Origin of the sequence: Rhizobium sp. WYJ-E13, assembly GCF_018987265.1 — a bacterium.
In the GTDB taxonomy this organism is placed as follows: domain Bacteria; phylum Pseudomonadota; class Alphaproteobacteria; order Rhizobiales; family Rhizobiaceae; genus Rhizobium.
In genome coordinates, this window is record NZ_CP076853.1 from 495,328 (window position 1) to 510,561 (window position 15,234).

Consider the following 15,234-nt stretch of genomic DNA (forward strand, 5'->3'; position numbering starts at 1 on the left):
GCGCAGAGGCTGCTTTCGGGTCATTCGGGAACAATTTTCCGTTTTATCCGTTGTGCAGCAGGCTTTTGTCGCTCTTAATCGGAGATACGCAATGTTTGGGCTGAGTAAGAAGGTCGCGACTGCGGTTATGGCCGCCGCCGCCGTTGTGACGAGCTTCGTGCCGTCGCAGGCAATTCAAATGCCGGCCGCCCCACAGGTGGAAAAGTCTTTGTCTGTCGAAAATGTCCAGTACCGCCGTTACTATCGTCCGGGTTATCGTCCCGGCTATTATCCGGGCTACCGTCCGGCCTATCGCCCAGGCTGGTACGGTGGCTACCGCGGCTATTCCTATTATCGTCCGGGTTACCGTCACTATAATGGCTACTGGTATCCGCTGGCAGCCTTCGGTGCCGGCGCGATCATCGGTGGCGCCATCGCCGCTCAGCCGCGCTACTATGCACCCGCACCGGCTCCCGCGGGCATCAATCCGAGTCATGTCGCCTGGTGCGAAAACCGCTACCGCTCCTACAGGGCCTACGACAATACGTTCCAGCCCTATAATGGTCCGCGCCAGCAGTGCTATTCACCCTATTATTGAGGTGAAGCCAGAGATGGAGATAGAGCGTCCGGCCATCCAGCCGGACGTTTTCATTTAGAGGATATCCACCCGCTTCAAGAGCCACCAAGCCAAAGCGATGGAGGCGATGATGAGCCCCACGGCATATTCCGTACCGTAGTCTCCGACGGCGAAGGGCAGGTTGGCCGTGTTCATGCCGAAAAAGCCGGTCACCAGCGTCGGCGGCAACAGGAAGGCCGTCATGATCGACAGGATATAAAGGTGGCGGTTCGTCTCGGAGGAGAGCTTGGAATCGATTTCTTCGTGCAGCAGCCTTGCCCGGTCCTGCAGCGCATAGACATCATGGTCGACCGTCTCCAGCCTGCTCGTCAGTCGCCCGGCAATATCGTCAAAGCCGAAGGGCATTTCATCTTCGTCGGAGGCTGCGGCTCGCCGCATCAGCGCGAGAACCGTGCGCAGGTGGCGATGCAGCCGGACGATCGTGCGGCGGACGGGAGCAAGCCTGCGGCGCTCGTCCCGCGAGGCGCTGTCGTAGACGAAGTCCTCGATCAGGTTGAGCTCTTCGGTGAGCTCCATGACGACGGATATCAGCGTACGCTGGAACTCGGTCACAAGCAGCTCGAAGAGGTCGACGGGGCGAGTGAACTTGCCGGGATTCTTCTCGATCATCACACGTGTCCGCTCCACGCTTCGCAACGGCTGCAGGCGCGTGGTGATGATGTACCGGTCGGAGATCGCGAAATGCAGCCAGCCGAGATCCGCTGTGTCCTGATCGAACTCACGCTGGCAGTCCACCAGCGTGCCGTAAAGCATCTGCTCGTCGACAGTCAGGACCGCGTGCGTGTCGCGCGTGGTCAGCGCCGACTTGGCGTCATCCATCACGCCGAGCGTGTCGAGCAGGGCGGGCACACGGGCGTCAGCAAGATTGAGATGCAGCCAATAGAAACCGTCGTCCGCAGTCAGCTCCGCGGCCGTCGCGCTGTTTTGCAGCCGCACGGCCTTCCTGCTTTCCGGCGAGAAACGATAGGCCCATACGAGGCCGGGTATGTTGACGGGCAAGGTATCCATTGCTGCCGATCCTCTCGCGAAGGCGATCAATCCTACTAAAGCATGTCGCGCAAAAGTGTGTAGCGGTTTTGCGATAACGACATGCGTCAAAACAAGACCTAAGCGTGGCAGCGGATCTGAAAGATCGCGACACGCTTAGAGATTCTCCATGACGTTTGTTTGTGCAAGTGCACAAGCGAAAAGGCGCTCCCGATCAAGGTTATCGACGGAAACCAAATTGACGTTTACGTAAAAATCAATTAGCTCTTCCGGTGGAGGCGCTTGTGCACCGGCTTGGCCGTGCGTAAGCCGAATGCGGAGGAAAATAAAATGTACAAGGCGCCCGTCGAGGAAATCGCGTTCACGCTGAAGCACGTCGCCGGCATGGCGGAAACGATCGACGGCGGTCTTCTGGGCGATCTTGGTGAAGATCTCGTCGATGCCATCCTTGCCGAGGCGGGACGATTCGCCACGGAGGAAATCGCCCCTCTGGCCGACATCGGCGACCGCCAGGGCGCCCGCCTCTCCAACGGTGAGGTGAAGACGCCGGACGGCTGGCGTGATCTCTACCACAATTGGGCCGCCGGCGGCTGGAACGGCCTGACCGCGCCGGAGGACTTCGGTGGCCAGGCTTTGCCGCACATGCTGAACGTTGCGGCACTCGAGATGTGGAACTCCGGCTCCATGGCTTTCGCGCTCTGCCCGACGCTGACCATGGGCGCGATCGAGGCGCTGAATGTACATGGCAGTGCTGCCCTCAAGGAAAAATATCTGGCGCGCATGGTGTCTGGTGAATGGACCGGCACGATGAACCTCACGGAACCGCATGCCGGCTCCGATCTCGGCGTGCTGAAGGCGCGCGCCGAACGCCGCGACGACGGCAGCTACCGCATCTTCGGCCAGAAGATTTTCATCACCTGGGGCGAACACGACGCGGCAGACAACATCATTCATCTCGTGCTCGCCCGCCTGCCGGACGCGCCTGCCGGCACGCGCGGCATCTCGCTGTTCCTCGTGCCGAAATTCCTCGTCAAAGATGACGGTTCGCTGGGTGCCCGCAACGATCTCTATTGCCATTCGCTGGAGCATAAGCTCGGCATCCACGGCTCACCGACCTGCACGATGATCTACGGCGACGGCAAATTCGGGAATGAGAAGGGGGCGGTCGGCTGGCTGATCGGCGAGGAGAACAAGGGCCTCGCCTGCATGTTCACGATGATGAACAATGCGCGCCTCGCCGTCGGCATGCAGGGTGTGGCGATCTGCGAGGCGGCAACGCAGAAGGCGATCGCCTATGCAAAAGAGCGCACGCAGGGCAGGGCGCCGGGCTGGAGCGTGTCCGGCATGAGCCCGATCATCGACCATCCCGATGTCACCAGGATGCTGCTGACCATGAAGGCGTTGACGCAGGGTTCACGCGCTATCGCCTATGCCTGCGCCCATGCGATCGACATGGCGCATCGCGCTACGGAACGCCGCGAGGACTGGCAGGAGCGTGCAGCACTGCTGACGCCGATCGCCAAATCCTTTGCGACCGATGCCGGCGTCGATGTCGCCTCTCTTGGCATTCAGGTTCATGGCGGCATGGGCTTCATCGAGGAGACAGGTGCGGCCCGCTATCTGCGCGATGCCCGCATTGCCCCGATCTATGAAGGCACGAACGGCATCCAGGCAATCGATCTCGTCATCCGTAAGCTGCCTTTGTCCGGCGGCAAGCAGGTCAGGGGCTTCATCGCCGAACTGAAGGCGATCGCTGAGGCTGTCCGCAGTTCGAACCTCAAGGGTTTCGGTGCGACGGCCGACAGGCTCGCAGCCGCACTCGCCGATCTGGAGGCAGCGACAGACTGGTTGCTGGCCCGCCTCGTAAAGGGCAAATCGGCAGAGGCCTTGTCCGGCGCCACACCCTATCAGCGCCTCTTCGGGCTTGCTCTGACCGGCTGCTATCTCGCAAAAGGCGGCCTTGCTCGCGTAGCGGATGGGGCGGGTGAAAGCCGTATCGCGCTCTGCCGCTTCGCCGCCGAGAATCTGCTGTCCGAAACGGTGGCGCTGAAGGACCGTGTCGTCAACGGCGCAGAGAGCCTTGCCGCGGCTCGCGCCGTCCTTGCCTGAGGAGCTGAAAATGAGTGATCCCATCGTCATCGAGCGATCCGCGGAACATCCGGCCGTCCAGATTATCCGCTTCAACCGGCCGGAAAAGAAGAATGCCTTTACCCGCGACATGTATCGCACGATGACGGATGCCCTGAATACCGCAAACAGCGATGCCGGGATCAGGGTGACGGTCTTTTTCGGCACCGAAGGCAGCTTCTCGGCCGGCAACGACATCGGCGATTTCCTCGCCGCGGCCATGGGCGGCAGCATGGGCCTGGAGTTGATCGATTTCCTCTATGCGCTCGCCAATGCCGAAAAGCCGCTCGTCTCAGGCGTCGACGGTCTGGCAATCGGCATCGGCACGACGCTCAACCTGCATTGCGACCTGACGATCGCCTCCGACCGCAGCCAGTTCCGCACGCCCTTCGTCGATCTGGCACTGGTGCCGGAGGCGGGTTCCAGCCTGATCGCTCCGCGCATCATGGGGCACCAGCGCGCCTTCGCCATGCTCGTTGCCGGCGAGGCCGTTACGGCTGGGGATGCGAAGGAAGCCGGCTTGATCTGGAAGGTGACGACGCCGGAAGAGGTGGAAAGCCAAGCGATCGCTGCGGCCGCAAAGCTTGCCGCCAAACCGCCGGAAGCGTTGAAGATCGCCCGCGATCTCGTTCGCGGCCCGCGGGAAGAGATCATCGCGCGTATCGATGAAGAGGTTCGCCACTTCGCCGCCCGCATGAGAAGTGACGAGGCGCGCGCTGCCTTCGAGGCTTTCATGCGCCGCTGATACCCTGCGCTGCGAAGGCGTTTGAACGACCGCAGGTCGAAGTACGTCACCGAACAGATCACCATCCTCGACGGCGGCGACAAGGTGGAATACCGCCAGGCCGGTATCGCCGTACAGCTCGCTCAGCTCGGCGCCACCTCGTCGGCGAAAAAGTCGGCTGACGGCTGCTCATTTCTCCAGCGTGGCCACGATCTCGACATGCGAGGTCCAGAGGAACTGGTCGATGGGCGTCACCGAGGTAATCCGGTAGCCGCCCTCGACGAGGATAACGAGATCGCGGGCAAGCGTCAGCGGATTGCAGCTGACGGCGACAACCTTCTTGACGATCGAGCGTGCCAGCTCCTTGCACTGGAACTCCGCGCCCGCACGTGGCGGATCGAAGACGACGGCGTCGAAGACTTTGAGCTCCGAGGTCATCAGCGGGCGGCGGAACAGATCGCGCTTCTCGACGCTCACGGGTTTCAGGCCCTGCGTATTGCGCGCTGCGTGGTCGAGCGCCGCGACAGCCTTGGCATCGCCTTCGACGGCATGCACGCGGCCCATGCGGGCCAGCTGCAGTGAAAACGTGCCGGCGCCGGCGAAGAGATCGGCGATCCGCTTGGCCTTGCCGACATGGGCAAGCACGAGGTTTGCCATCGCCTCTTCGGCCGGCTTCGTCGCCTGCGTGAAACCGCCGGCGGGCGGGGAAACCTGCACGCCGCCGAACTCGATGATCGGCTTCACCGGCTCGACGAGGATTTCGCCGTCGAGCGAAACGCGCGCAATGCCGCGAAGGCCAAGCACGACCTCGATCGCCCTGCGCCGCTGCTGGTCGGAAAGCTTCTTCACGCCTTCGACAGCAAGATCGAGACCAGAGAGCGTTTCCAGAACCGCGATGCGGAAGGCCTCGGCATTGGTCGCCACGGCAGCACCGACAGCCTTGATCGCCGGCAGCCGGGAAACGATCCCCGCCGACGAGATGGGACATTCCTCAATGGCGACGATGTGGTGGCTTTCGGCTTGGTTGAAACCGATGAGCATGTCCTTCTCGGTCTTGCGCGCCGCAAAGACCACCCGCCGCCGCTCACCCGGATGGGCGGCCACGATCTCGCCGACCTCGGGCGTCAGTCCTTTGGACCTCAGCGCATCGATGACGAGCTGCCGCTTGAAGGCGCGGTAGGGAACATCCGCCATGTGCTGCAGGGTGCAGCCGCCGCAGGTGCCGTTGACGCCATCGGGACCGAAATGCCGGCAGGGCGGCTCCTGTCGGTCAGTGGAAGCCGAGGCGATCGACATCACGGTGCCCTGGTTCTTGACGCGGGCGATCGCGACCGTCTCACCGGGCAGCGTGAAGGGCACATAGACTGGCCCATCCTTGCCATTGGCAATGCCGTCGCCCTGTGCACCGAGCCTGTCGATGGTGATTGTTTCCGTGCTCACGCTTTCGTCCCTGCCAGTAGAAATTCCTGATTGCCGTCGCCGCCCGAAATGGGCGAGGGGATGAGCCCGAAACTCTTCCAGCCCATATCCTCTATAAACCAGTGTTCGAGTTCCGCCGCCACATCAGGCCCGGAAGCCGGATCCTTCAACAAACCACCCTTGCCGATTGCTTCGCGTCCCGCCTCGAACTGCGGCTTGACGAGAATTGCTGCGAGGGTGCCCGGCTCGGCGATATCGAGCGCCGGAGCGAGCGCCAGCTTCAGCGAAATGAAGGAGACGTCGGAGACGATGAAATCCACCGCGTGGCCGATATCCTCTGCCGTCAGACTGCGGGCGTTCAACCCCTCGATATTGGTCACGCGCGGATCGGCCGATATCCTCGGATGCATCTGCCCATGGCCGACATCGATTGCCGTCACATGCGCTGCACCCCTTTCCAGCAACACTTCCGTGAAACCGCCGGTCGATGCGCCGACATCGAGACAGTGCCGCCCGGCCGGGTCGAGCCCGAAATGGTCGAGCGCTGTCACAAGCTTCAAGGCCGCGCGCGAAACATAGTCCTGCGCCGGATCATCGATCTCGATTGCCGCATCGGGGCCGAAGATGGTGCCGGCCTTCGTCACCACCTTGCCGGCGACCTTCACCGTGCCGCGCGCGACGGCATCGCGCGCCCGTGAGCGGCTCGTAAAGAGGCCGAGGGTGACGAGAAGCTGGTCAAGGCGCTGGCTGTTCTGATCGTGCATCGGCTGTGAATGACCGGCAAAGCTGCCGGTTGCAAGCATTTTTGTTGGCATGACGGATATGCTGTCACGGCTCCACATCACCGGAACTGCAATAATCCGAACCAACTTGTGCTGCGACGCACAAATTTAAACAATTTTAAAGCCCGCTCGCATAGGTTCCGTTTGATTGCAGCGGTTCGCGTTTGAATCGCTTCGGGCCATGAAGGCTTGTGCGTCCTCCCCGCCGATCATGTTCCTCATCAAGAAGTCTTGTGGCTGCGCCCTCGCGTGGTCGCGCCTGATGTCGCCAGGAGAAATTGACCGATGTTCGCCCGAAACATATCCTTGAATGGTAAGCTTGCGGCCACGTTCGCAGCACTCATCCTTATTTTCGTATCCGTTTCCGCTTTCGTCTATTCCAAGGCAACCACGTCGGCGAGCGCTTCCGCCGAGCAGGAAAAGTCCGAGCTTCTGGTCAATCAGATCGACGACGCGCTGCAGGCCATGCTCGAGCAGGCCGTCAACCTGCGCGGCTTCATCCTCTTCCGCAGCGACAGCACTTATGGCGATATTTTCGCCAACCGCGAGCGCATGCTGAAGGCGATTGCCGCTGCCAAGCAGACTGCTGCTTCCCAGCCTGAGCTGGTCTCGATGATCGACGACATGCAGAAGGCCGCCGACCTGTATTTCCACGAGCTTGCCGAGCCGCAGGCCAAGGCTCGCAAGGAAACCGAGACGCCGATCGCAGACGTCGTCAAGATCGGTGTCAACGCCACCAAGGGCCAGCTCGACGGTTTCCGCGCCGCTTCCGCCAAGATCAAGTCTCTCGCCCGCGACAAGTCCATAGCACTCGCTGCGGCGCGGGCGGATGCCAACAGCGATCTCAAGACCACGCTTCTGGTCGGTGGCATTGCTGCTGCACTCGCCGCTGCCGCACTCGCCTGGGCTCTGTCGCGCACCATCGTTCGTCCGATCGTCGGCATGACGGCCGCCATGGATCGTCTTGCTGGCGGCGACCACAATATCGAAGTACCGGCAACTGGCCGTCAGGACGAAGTCGGCCGCATGGCCCAGTCCGTGCTGGTCTTCAAGGACGCGGCGATCGAAAAGCAGCAGCTTGCCGGCGAAACCGACCGCATGCGTGGCGAAGCCGAGCGTCAGCGCCAGATGAGCGACGAGCAGAAGGCCCGCGAAGAAGGCGAGATCCGCTTTGCCGTCGAAGCGCTGGCCGGCGGCCTTGCTGGCCTTGCCAATGGCGATGTCGCAGCCCGCATCCACGCGCCGTTCGCACCGCAATATGACAGCTTGCGCAATGACTTCAACAATGCCGTCGAAAAGCTGCAGGCTGCCCTGCAGTCCGTTGGTCGCAACGCGTCCGCCATCAATGCCGGCGCCGGCGAAATCCGCTCTGCGGCAGACGACCTCGCCCACCGCACCGAGCAGCAGGCCGCTGCCGTCGAAGAGACTGCAGCCGCTCTTGAGGAGGTCACGACCACGGTGCGCGACTCCGCCAAGCGCGCCGAAGATGTCGGCAACCTTGTCGAGCGTACTCGCCTCGGCGCCGAAAAGTCGGGCGAAGTGGTCCGCCGGGCAGTTTCGGCCATGCAGCAGATCGAAAAGTCCTCGGGCGAGATCTCCAACATCATCGGCGTGATCGACGACATCGCCTTCCAGACCAACCTGCTGGCGCTGAACGCCGGCGTCGAAGCGGCACGCGCCGGGGAAGCTGGCAAGGGCTTTGCCGTGGTCGCACAGGAAGTCCGTGAACTCGCCCAGCGCTCGGCAAATGCCGCCAAGGAAATCAAGGCGCTGATCAACACATCAAGCGAACAGGTCAATTCCGGCGTCGGCCTCGTCGGCGAAACCGGCAAGGCGCTGGAAGCGATCGTCGCCGAGGTTCAGGAGATCAACCACCACGTCGGCGCAATCGTCACGGCGACCCGCGAACAATCGATCGGCCTGCAGGAGATCAACACCGCCGTCAACAACATGGACCAGGGCACCCAGCAGAACGCCGCCATGGTCGAAGAGCAGACGGCTGCAAGCCATGCGCTCGCACAGGAAGCAGCCGCCCTCGACGACTTGCTGCGCCAGTTCAAGCTTGGCGCCCAGGCTGCCGCTCCGGTCCAGCGGACCGCTGCTGCAACCACCGCGTCCCGCCCGGTGGCCTCTCCGGCCCGTGCGCTCGCCGGCAAGGTCACCAAAGCCTTTGGCGGCAGGCAGGCATCGGCGGCTGCCGTTGCTGTCCAGGAAGATTGGACCGAGTTCTGAGAGCTATCGCCTCATCGATGAAAAGGGCAGGGCGGCATTCGGTGCCGCCCTTTCTTTTTGCTGTGTTAACCGGCAGCGGCGCGCATCCGCTCGATATCCCGCCGCGGCGGAACATTGTGCACGCGGACATAATCGCGGCTGAACTGCGAGGGGCTGTCGTAACCGACGCGGAAACCGGCCTCGGCAGCGCTCAGCCCCTCGGTCACCATCAGCCGCCGTGCCTCTTGCAGGCGAAGCTGTGTGCGGAACTGCAGGGGGCTCATCGCCATCACGGTCTTGAAGTGTTCGTAGAAGGATGACGCGCTCATGCCTGCCACCGAAGCGAGATGCTCGATGGCGAAGGGCTCGCTGAAATTCTTTCGAACGAAGTCGATCGCCCGGCCGATCTGGCTGAGCCTGCTTTCACCATTGGCAATCTGCCGCAGCAGCGCGCCCTGCGGCCCGCGCATGAGGCGATAGAGGATTTCCCTCTCGACCAATGGCGCCAGAACCTCCGCATCGTCAGGCGTATCGAGCAGCCGCAGCATGCGCGCGGCGGCATCGATCAATTCAGGCGTCGTGGCGCTGACACCCGCCGCTGGGCTCTCCGGCAGCCGTCCGTGGACGGCAGGAAGCATCTCGGCGAGCAGGCTGCGGTCGAGCTGCAGCCTCAGACACAGATAGGGCCGGTTGGCGCTCGCTTCGACGACCGCGCCGATGACGGGCAGGTCGACGCCGACGACGAGATAGTGCGCGGCATCATAGACATGCACGCTGTCGCCAATCACAGCGCGTTTGCGCCCCTGCGCCACGATGCAGCAGGAAGGTTCGTAGAGCGTATGGATCGGTTCCGTCCTGGCGGAGGATCGTATGATGCCGACACGCGGCAGCGCCGTATCGAAGCTCCCGTCCGCGCCCGTATGGCGGTCGATCAATTCTGCAAGTTCGGCAATCTTTTCCATTCAAGCAGCATGGCCGACACCGCAGCAAATGCCAAGTGCTCTCGGTTGTTTTCGGAAGATCGTGCAAGAAATCCGGAGAAGCTTTCTATCTGCTTCCGCCCCTCAGACCCAATCTCATGCGCATGGGGCAGCATCCGGCTGCGGTCATCATTTGAAGCATGAGGAAAAAAGACATGACTGACATCAAGGGTAAGACAGTTCTGATCACTGGCGCCAGCAGCGGCATCGGTGCCGGCGTGGCGCGCGAACTGGGTGCGGCAGGCGCGAAACTGATGATCGGTGCGCGCCGCACCGACCGGCTGGAAGAACTGGCATGGGAAATCCGCGAGGGCGGCGGCACGGTGGAATTCCGCGCGCTCGACGTGACCGATCGGGCCGATGTCGAGGTTTTCACCAAGGCGGCGGTCGATGCTTTCGGCGGCATCGACGTCCTCATCAACAATGCCGGCATCATGCCGCTGTCGCTCATGTCCTCGCTCAAGGTCGAGGAATGGGATCAGATGATCGACGTCAACATCAAGGGCGTGCTCTACGGCATTGCGGCCGTGCTGCCGATCATGAATGCGCAGGATCGCGGCCAGATCATCAATATCTCCTCGGTGGGCGGCCTGGCAGTCGTTCCGACTGCCGCGGTCTACTGCGCGACGAAATATGCGGTGCGGGCGATTTCCGACGGTCTGCGTCAGGAAAACAAGAAACTTCGGGTCACCTGCATCTATCCTGGTGTGGTCGAATCCGAACTCGCTTCGACGATTACCGAACCCTTCTCGGCTGAAGCCATGGTCTCCTTCCGGGCGATTGCGCTCAAGCCCGACGCCATCGCCCGGGCAATTCGCTTCGCCATCGAGCAGCCCGACGATGTCGACGTCAACGACATCTCGGTTCGTCCGACCGAAAGTGTGGGGCTCTGACAATGGCAATCCGTTCGGCCCTTGCAGGCGCGGTCTTTTCGCTCGCAGCCTCTTCATCCGCTCTTTCAGAGGAACAGAAAATGCAGAACCATCCCTATCTCGGCATGTGGATCACCGGTGACGGGCATATCCGTCAGGAGCTCTTAGCCAATGGCCGCTATGACGAGGCGCGGGGCACGCGAAAGAGCGCCTATCAGGGCCGCTACGAAGTAACCGGCGACCATATCGAATATTGGGACGATACCGGCTTTACCGCCGATGGTGATTTCATCGACGGCGTGCTGCATCACGGCGGCATGATCTTCTATCGTGACGGCAAGAAGCCGGAATAAGCAGATGCGGTCAGTGTGCGGCCTTAACCGGCCACACCGACCGCAACACCACGTCCGAGCGCGTTGAAGACGGTCGAGACGATGCCGGCGCGATCGAGACCCGCATGGGCGATCATTGCTTCCGGCTTCGCCTGCTCCATCCAGATATCGGGCATGACGAGCGAACGGACCTTCAGCCCGCGGTCGAGCAATCCGTCCATCGCCATAAACTGCATGACGTGGCTGCCGAAGCCGCCGACGGAACCTTCTTCCACGGTGATGAGGATTTCGTGATGCCGCGCAAGCTGGCGGATCAGGGCATGGTCGAGCGGCTTCGCAAAGCGCGCATCGGCAACCGTTGTCGACAAGCCCGCGGCATCGAGATCTTCGGCCGCCAACAGACAGTCGGCAAGCCTGGTCCCGAAGGAGAGAAGCGCGACTTTGGTGCCTTCCTTGACGATGCGTCCCTTGCCGATCTCAAGAATCTGGCCGCGCTCCGGCATGTCGACGCCGATACCTTCGCCACGCGGATAGCGGAACGAGATCGGGCCGGCATCATAGGCAACGGCCGTGCGCACCATATGCTTCAGTTCCGCCTCGTCGGCGGCCGCCATGACCACGAAGCCGGGCAGGGTGGAGAGGAAGACCGTGTCGAAGGAGCCGGCATGCGTCGGACCGTCGGCGCCGACGAAACCGGCACGATCGATCGGGAAGCGCACCGGCAGGCCCTGGATCGCCACATCATGCACGACCTGGTCATAAGCGCGCTGCAGGAAGGTGGAATAGAGCGCTGCGAACGGCTTGAAACCTTCGGCGGCAAGGCCGGCGGCGAAGGTGACCGCATGCTGTTCGGCAATGCCGACATCGAAATAGCGTGAGGGGAAGATCTCGGCGAACTTGTCGAGACCGGTGCCGCTCGGCATCGCCGCTGTGATGCCGACGACGCGATCATCGAGCGTGGCTTCCTGGACCAGGGTTTCTGCAAAGACATTGGTATAGCTCGGCGCATTCGGCTTCACCTTCGCCTGCGTGCCGGTGATGACATCGAACTTGTTGACGCCGTGATATTTGTCGGCTGCAGCTTCGGCCGGCGCATAGCCCTTGCCCTTCTGCGTCACGACATGGATCAGCACCGGGCCGTTCGCATTGTCGCGCACATTGCGCAGCACCGGCAGAAGATGATCGAAGGAATGACCGTCGATCGGGCCGATATGATAGAAGCCCATTTCCTCGAACATCGTCCCGCCGGTCACATAACCGCGGGCATGCTCGACGGCGCGGGTGATCGCGCGGTCGATGTTCTTGCCGAGGTAAGCCGTCAATTTCTTGCCGAAATCGCGGAAGCCCATATAGGTGCGGCCGGAAGCGAGGCGGGCGAGATAGGCGCTCATCGCGCCCGTCGGCGGGGCGATCGACATGTCATTGTCGTTGAGAATGACGATCAGCCGAGCATCGAGAGCACCGGCATTGTTCAGCGCCTCATAGGCCATGCCGGCCGACAGCGCGCCGTCCCCGATGACGGCGATCACGCGGCGGTCCGTCTTGTCTATATCGGCAGCGACGGCCATGCCGAGACCGGCGGAAATCGAGGTGGATGAATGCGCCGCGCCAAACGGATCGTATTCGCTCTCGGCCCGGCGGGTGAAGCCGGAAAGGCCGTTTTCCTGGCGCAGCGTGCGGATGCGGTCGCGGCGGCCGGTCAGGATCTTGTGTGGATAACATTGATGGCCGACATCGAAGATCAGCCGGTCATCAGGCGTGTTGAAGACGCTGTGGATGGCGATCGTCAGTTCCACCACGCCGAGACCCGCGCCGAGATGCCCGCCGGTGCGGGACACCGCATCGATCATTTCGTCCCGGACCTCGCGTGCAAGCTGCGGCAGATCGCGATCCTCGAGCTTGCGCAGGTCGGCAGGGTAGGTGACCTGATCGAGCAGCGGGGTCTTCGGGGATTGTGTCACGGGCGGGCGCTCTTCTTTGACTGATCGGCTTTGCTTTATTCGATTGAATTGCGGCAAAACAACTGCATTTGCATAACCGCAAGATTTTCACCTTAGAGCACTTCAGCCCTCCGGCAAAGGCACGAATTCCTCTTCGTCGCCGGGAACGATATCGAAGCGGCCGGTGCGCCACTCCTCCTTGGCCTTCTCGATCCGCTCTTTCGAGGAGGACACGAAATTCCACCATATGTAGCGCTTGGAGTTCAGCGCCGCACCGCCAAACAGCATCAGATGACAGCCCTCGGCGCCCGCTTCGAGCGTGATCGCATCGCCTGGCCGGAAGACGAGAAGCTGGTCCGCCGCGAACCGGTCGCCGGCAATCACGACCTCGCCCGAGAGCACATAGACCGCGCGTTCTTCATGAGCAGCGCCGAAGGGAAATTTCGCGCCCGGCTGCAGGGCAATATCCGCGTAGAGCGTATCGGTAAAGACCTTTACCGGCGATTTCAGCCCTTCGAACGAGCCGATGACCACGCGGCCGGTCACCCCGCCATCGTCGATGACAGGCATGTCAGTCTTTTCGGTATGGGCAAAGGAAGGATCGATCTCCTCCCTGTCGTCAGGCAGCGCAAGCCATGTCTGCAGGCCGGACATGGAGAGCGGATGGCCGCGCAGATTGTCCGGCGTGCGCTCGGAATGCACGATGCCGCGGCCGGCCGTCATCAGGTTGATGTCGCCGGGCCGGATGACCTTTTCCGTGCCGAGACTGTCACGATGGCGGATTTCCCCGTCGAAGAGATAGGTGACGGTCGAAAGCCCGATATGCGGATGCGGCTTCACGTCGAGCGCCTCGTCGGGCGTCAGGATGGCCGGCCCCATGCGGTCGAAGAAGATGAAAGGCCCGACGAGACGGCGCTGACGCGTCGGCAGGGCGCGGCGTACTTGAAAACCGCCAATATCGCTGGTGCGCGGAATGATCAGGTTCTCGATCGCGTCACAGGCGAAGGCATCGCCGGGCAGGGGATCTTTACCGGGGAAGAAGGACATGGCGCACTCCGATCACAAAGGCTTGGGGCCACAGATAGCGCCTGCCGGTCTGCGGCGAAAGGGCCAGTTTGTCAGATAGCGGCGAAGCGCTCAGATCGCCGTGAAGCCATTGTCCACGAAAAGATGCGCCCCATTGACGAAGATCGATTCATCGCTGGCGAGATAGAGCGCCGCACGGGCGACATCCTCAGGCTCGCCGATCCGGCCCTGCTGCGCGGCAATCGCCGCATCGGACACATCGACGCCATGTGCCTGCAACTCCTTCACTTCGCGCAGGCCGTGCGGCGTGCGGATGAAGCCGGGGCAGACGGCATTGCACCGGATACTACGGTCACGAAATTCGACAGCGATGGCGCGGGCAAACATATGCACCGCGCCCTTGGTCGTGTCGTAGAGCACTTCCATCGGCGTGGCGGCGACCGCGGAGATCGAAGAGGTGCAGACGATCGATCCGCCGCCGGCGTCGATCATCTTGGGCAGAACCGCCTTGGTCATCAGGAACATGGAGCGCACGTTGACGGCGTGCAGCCAGTCCCATTCCTGCAGCGTGGTTTCCAGGAACGGCTTGATGACGATCGTGCCGGCATGATTGAAAAGCACGGTGACCGGCCCATAACGCTCTTCGACGCCTGCCACCGCGGCATTGACCGCTGCTTCTTCCGAGACATCGGCCGTCCAGTACTCGGCCTCGCCGCCGGCCTCGCGGATTTGCTTCACGGTTTCGGCTGCCGCCTCACCATTGCGGTCGATGATCGCGACATGCGCACCCTCAGCCGCAAAGAGCTTCGAGGCCGCGCCGCCCATGCCGGTGGCACCACCTGAGATAATGGCGACCTTGCCCTTCAATCTGTCCGTCATTCTGCTGCTCCCTGATGTTGTCGAGGGATCATAGATCGGCAGGAAGCCGGCGGCCAAGCGTCTAAGACAGGAAGTTTTACTGTTGCTTAAGCGCCGTCGAGTGGTTCGACGCCCTGCGGCTTGCCGGCGCGGTCGAGGCGGATCTTCTCGATGCGGTTTTCGGCAGCGGTGAGCAGCGCTTCGCAATGCTTCTTCAGCGCTTCGCCGCGCTCATAAATCTCGATGGATTCGTCCAGCGCTACGTCGCCGCGTTCCAGGCGGGCAACGATGCTTTCGAGTTCGGCAACTGCCTTTTCGAAGGAAAGACCGGAAACCTCCGGCTTGGCGCTGTCAGTCATT

14 protein-coding genes are annotated in these 15,234 nt (G+C 62.2%); 6 read left to right on the forward strand and 8 right to left on the reverse strand.

The genetic code is table 11. From position 1 onward, the window contains the following. Positions 1-91 precede the first annotated feature (91 nt). Positions 92-577 carry a BA14K family protein gene (locus KQ933_RS02390; protein WP_216757215.1) on the forward strand — a complete coding sequence of 162 codons (486 nt, stop codon included), beginning with the start codon at positions 92-94 and terminating at the stop codon, positions 575-577. Between the two features lie 54 nt (positions 578-631). Here the strand turns inward: KQ933_RS02390 and KQ933_RS02395 are convergent, their stop codons facing one another. Next, complete coding sequence (locus KQ933_RS02395) at positions 632-1,624, reverse strand: transporter (RefSeq protein WP_216757216.1); 993 nt, start codon at positions 1,622-1,624, stop codon at positions 632-634. A gap of 309 nt (positions 1,625-1,933) precedes the next feature. Between KQ933_RS02395 and KQ933_RS02400 the strand changes: the two genes are divergently transcribed. Together KQ933_RS02400 and KQ933_RS02405 are read left to right on the forward strand one after the other, a co-directional pair. Then, the gene (locus KQ933_RS02400; RefSeq protein ID WP_216757217.1) at positions 1,934-3,712 is read left to right on the forward strand and encodes an acyl-CoA dehydrogenase; all 1,779 of its coding nucleotides are present in this window, start codon (positions 1,934-1,936) and stop codon (positions 3,710-3,712) included. Between the two features lie 10 nt (positions 3,713-3,722). Further along, positions 3,723-4,475 (forward strand): crotonase/enoyl-CoA hydratase family protein, encoded by a 753-nt coding sequence (locus KQ933_RS02405; RefSeq protein WP_216757218.1) that lies wholly within the window; start codon positions 3,723-3,725, stop codon positions 4,473-4,475. A gap of 168 nt (positions 4,476-4,643) precedes the next feature. On the opposite strand, the gene KQ933_RS02410 is transcribed toward KQ933_RS02405, so the two are convergent. Together KQ933_RS02410 and KQ933_RS02415 are read right to left on the reverse strand one after the other, a co-directional pair. Then, positions 4,644-5,894, reverse strand: coding sequence for a class I SAM-dependent RNA methyltransferase (locus KQ933_RS02410; protein WP_216757219.1), 1,251 nt, complete (start codon positions 5,892-5,894; stop codon positions 4,644-4,646). After that, positions 5,891-6,676, reverse strand: coding sequence for a TlyA family RNA methyltransferase (locus KQ933_RS02415; protein ID WP_216758812.1), 786 nt, complete (start codon positions 6,674-6,676; stop codon positions 5,891-5,893). Before KQ933_RS02415 ends, KQ933_RS02410 begins: the two co-directional genes overlap by 4 nt. Before the next feature lie 264 nt (positions 6,677-6,940). On the opposite strand from KQ933_RS02415, the gene KQ933_RS02420 reads away from it, so the two are divergent. Further along, positions 6,941-8,887 (forward strand): methyl-accepting chemotaxis protein, encoded by a 1,947-nt coding sequence (locus KQ933_RS02420; protein WP_216757220.1) that lies wholly within the window; start codon positions 6,941-6,943, stop codon positions 8,885-8,887. Between the two features lie 65 nt (positions 8,888-8,952). On the opposite strand, the gene KQ933_RS02425 is transcribed toward KQ933_RS02420, so the two are convergent. Next, on the reverse strand, positions 8,953-9,828 hold the full coding sequence (locus tag KQ933_RS02425) for an AraC family transcriptional regulator (RefSeq protein ID WP_216757221.1): 876 nt from the start codon (positions 9,826-9,828) through the stop codon (positions 8,953-8,955). Between the two features lie 173 nt (positions 9,829-10,001). Here KQ933_RS02425 and KQ933_RS02430 point away from each other — a divergent pair, with 173 nt between their 5' ends. Both KQ933_RS02430 and KQ933_RS02435 read left to right on the forward strand, forming a co-directional pair. Continuing rightward, positions 10,002-10,739, forward strand: a complete 738-nt coding sequence (locus KQ933_RS02430; RefSeq protein ID WP_216757222.1) for an SDR family oxidoreductase — start codon at positions 10,002-10,004, stop codon at positions 10,737-10,739. 2 nt (positions 10,740-10,741) lie between these two features. After that, on the forward strand, positions 10,742-11,071 hold the full coding sequence (locus tag KQ933_RS02435) for an Atu4866 domain-containing protein (protein ID WP_216757223.1): 330 nt from the start codon (positions 10,742-10,744) through the stop codon (positions 11,069-11,071). Positions 11,072-11,094: 23 nt separating this feature from the next. Here the strand turns inward: KQ933_RS02435 and dxs are convergent, their stop codons facing one another. The 4 genes from dxs to KQ933_RS02455 form a co-directional block, all read right to left on the reverse strand. Continuing rightward, positions 11,095-13,011, reverse strand: a complete 1,917-nt coding sequence (gene dxs / locus KQ933_RS02440) for a 1-deoxy-D-xylulose-5-phosphate synthase (protein WP_216757224.1) — start codon at positions 13,009-13,011, stop codon at positions 11,095-11,097. Between the two features lie 102 nt (positions 13,012-13,113). Then, complete coding sequence (locus KQ933_RS02445) at positions 13,114-14,037, reverse strand: pirin family protein (protein ID WP_216757225.1); 924 nt, start codon at positions 14,035-14,037, stop codon at positions 13,114-13,116. 90 nt (positions 14,038-14,127) lie between these two features. Next, positions 14,128-14,895: an SDR family NAD(P)-dependent oxidoreductase gene (locus tag KQ933_RS02450; protein WP_216757226.1), complete on the reverse strand. Its 768-nt coding sequence runs from the start codon at positions 14,893-14,895 to the stop codon at positions 14,128-14,130. Positions 14,896-14,981: 86 nt separating this feature from the next. Next, positions 14,982-15,233 (reverse strand): exodeoxyribonuclease VII small subunit, encoded by a 252-nt coding sequence (locus tag KQ933_RS02455; protein ID WP_183735507.1) that lies wholly within the window; start codon positions 15,231-15,233, stop codon positions 14,982-14,984. Between the last annotated feature and the right edge of the window lies 1 nt (position 15,234).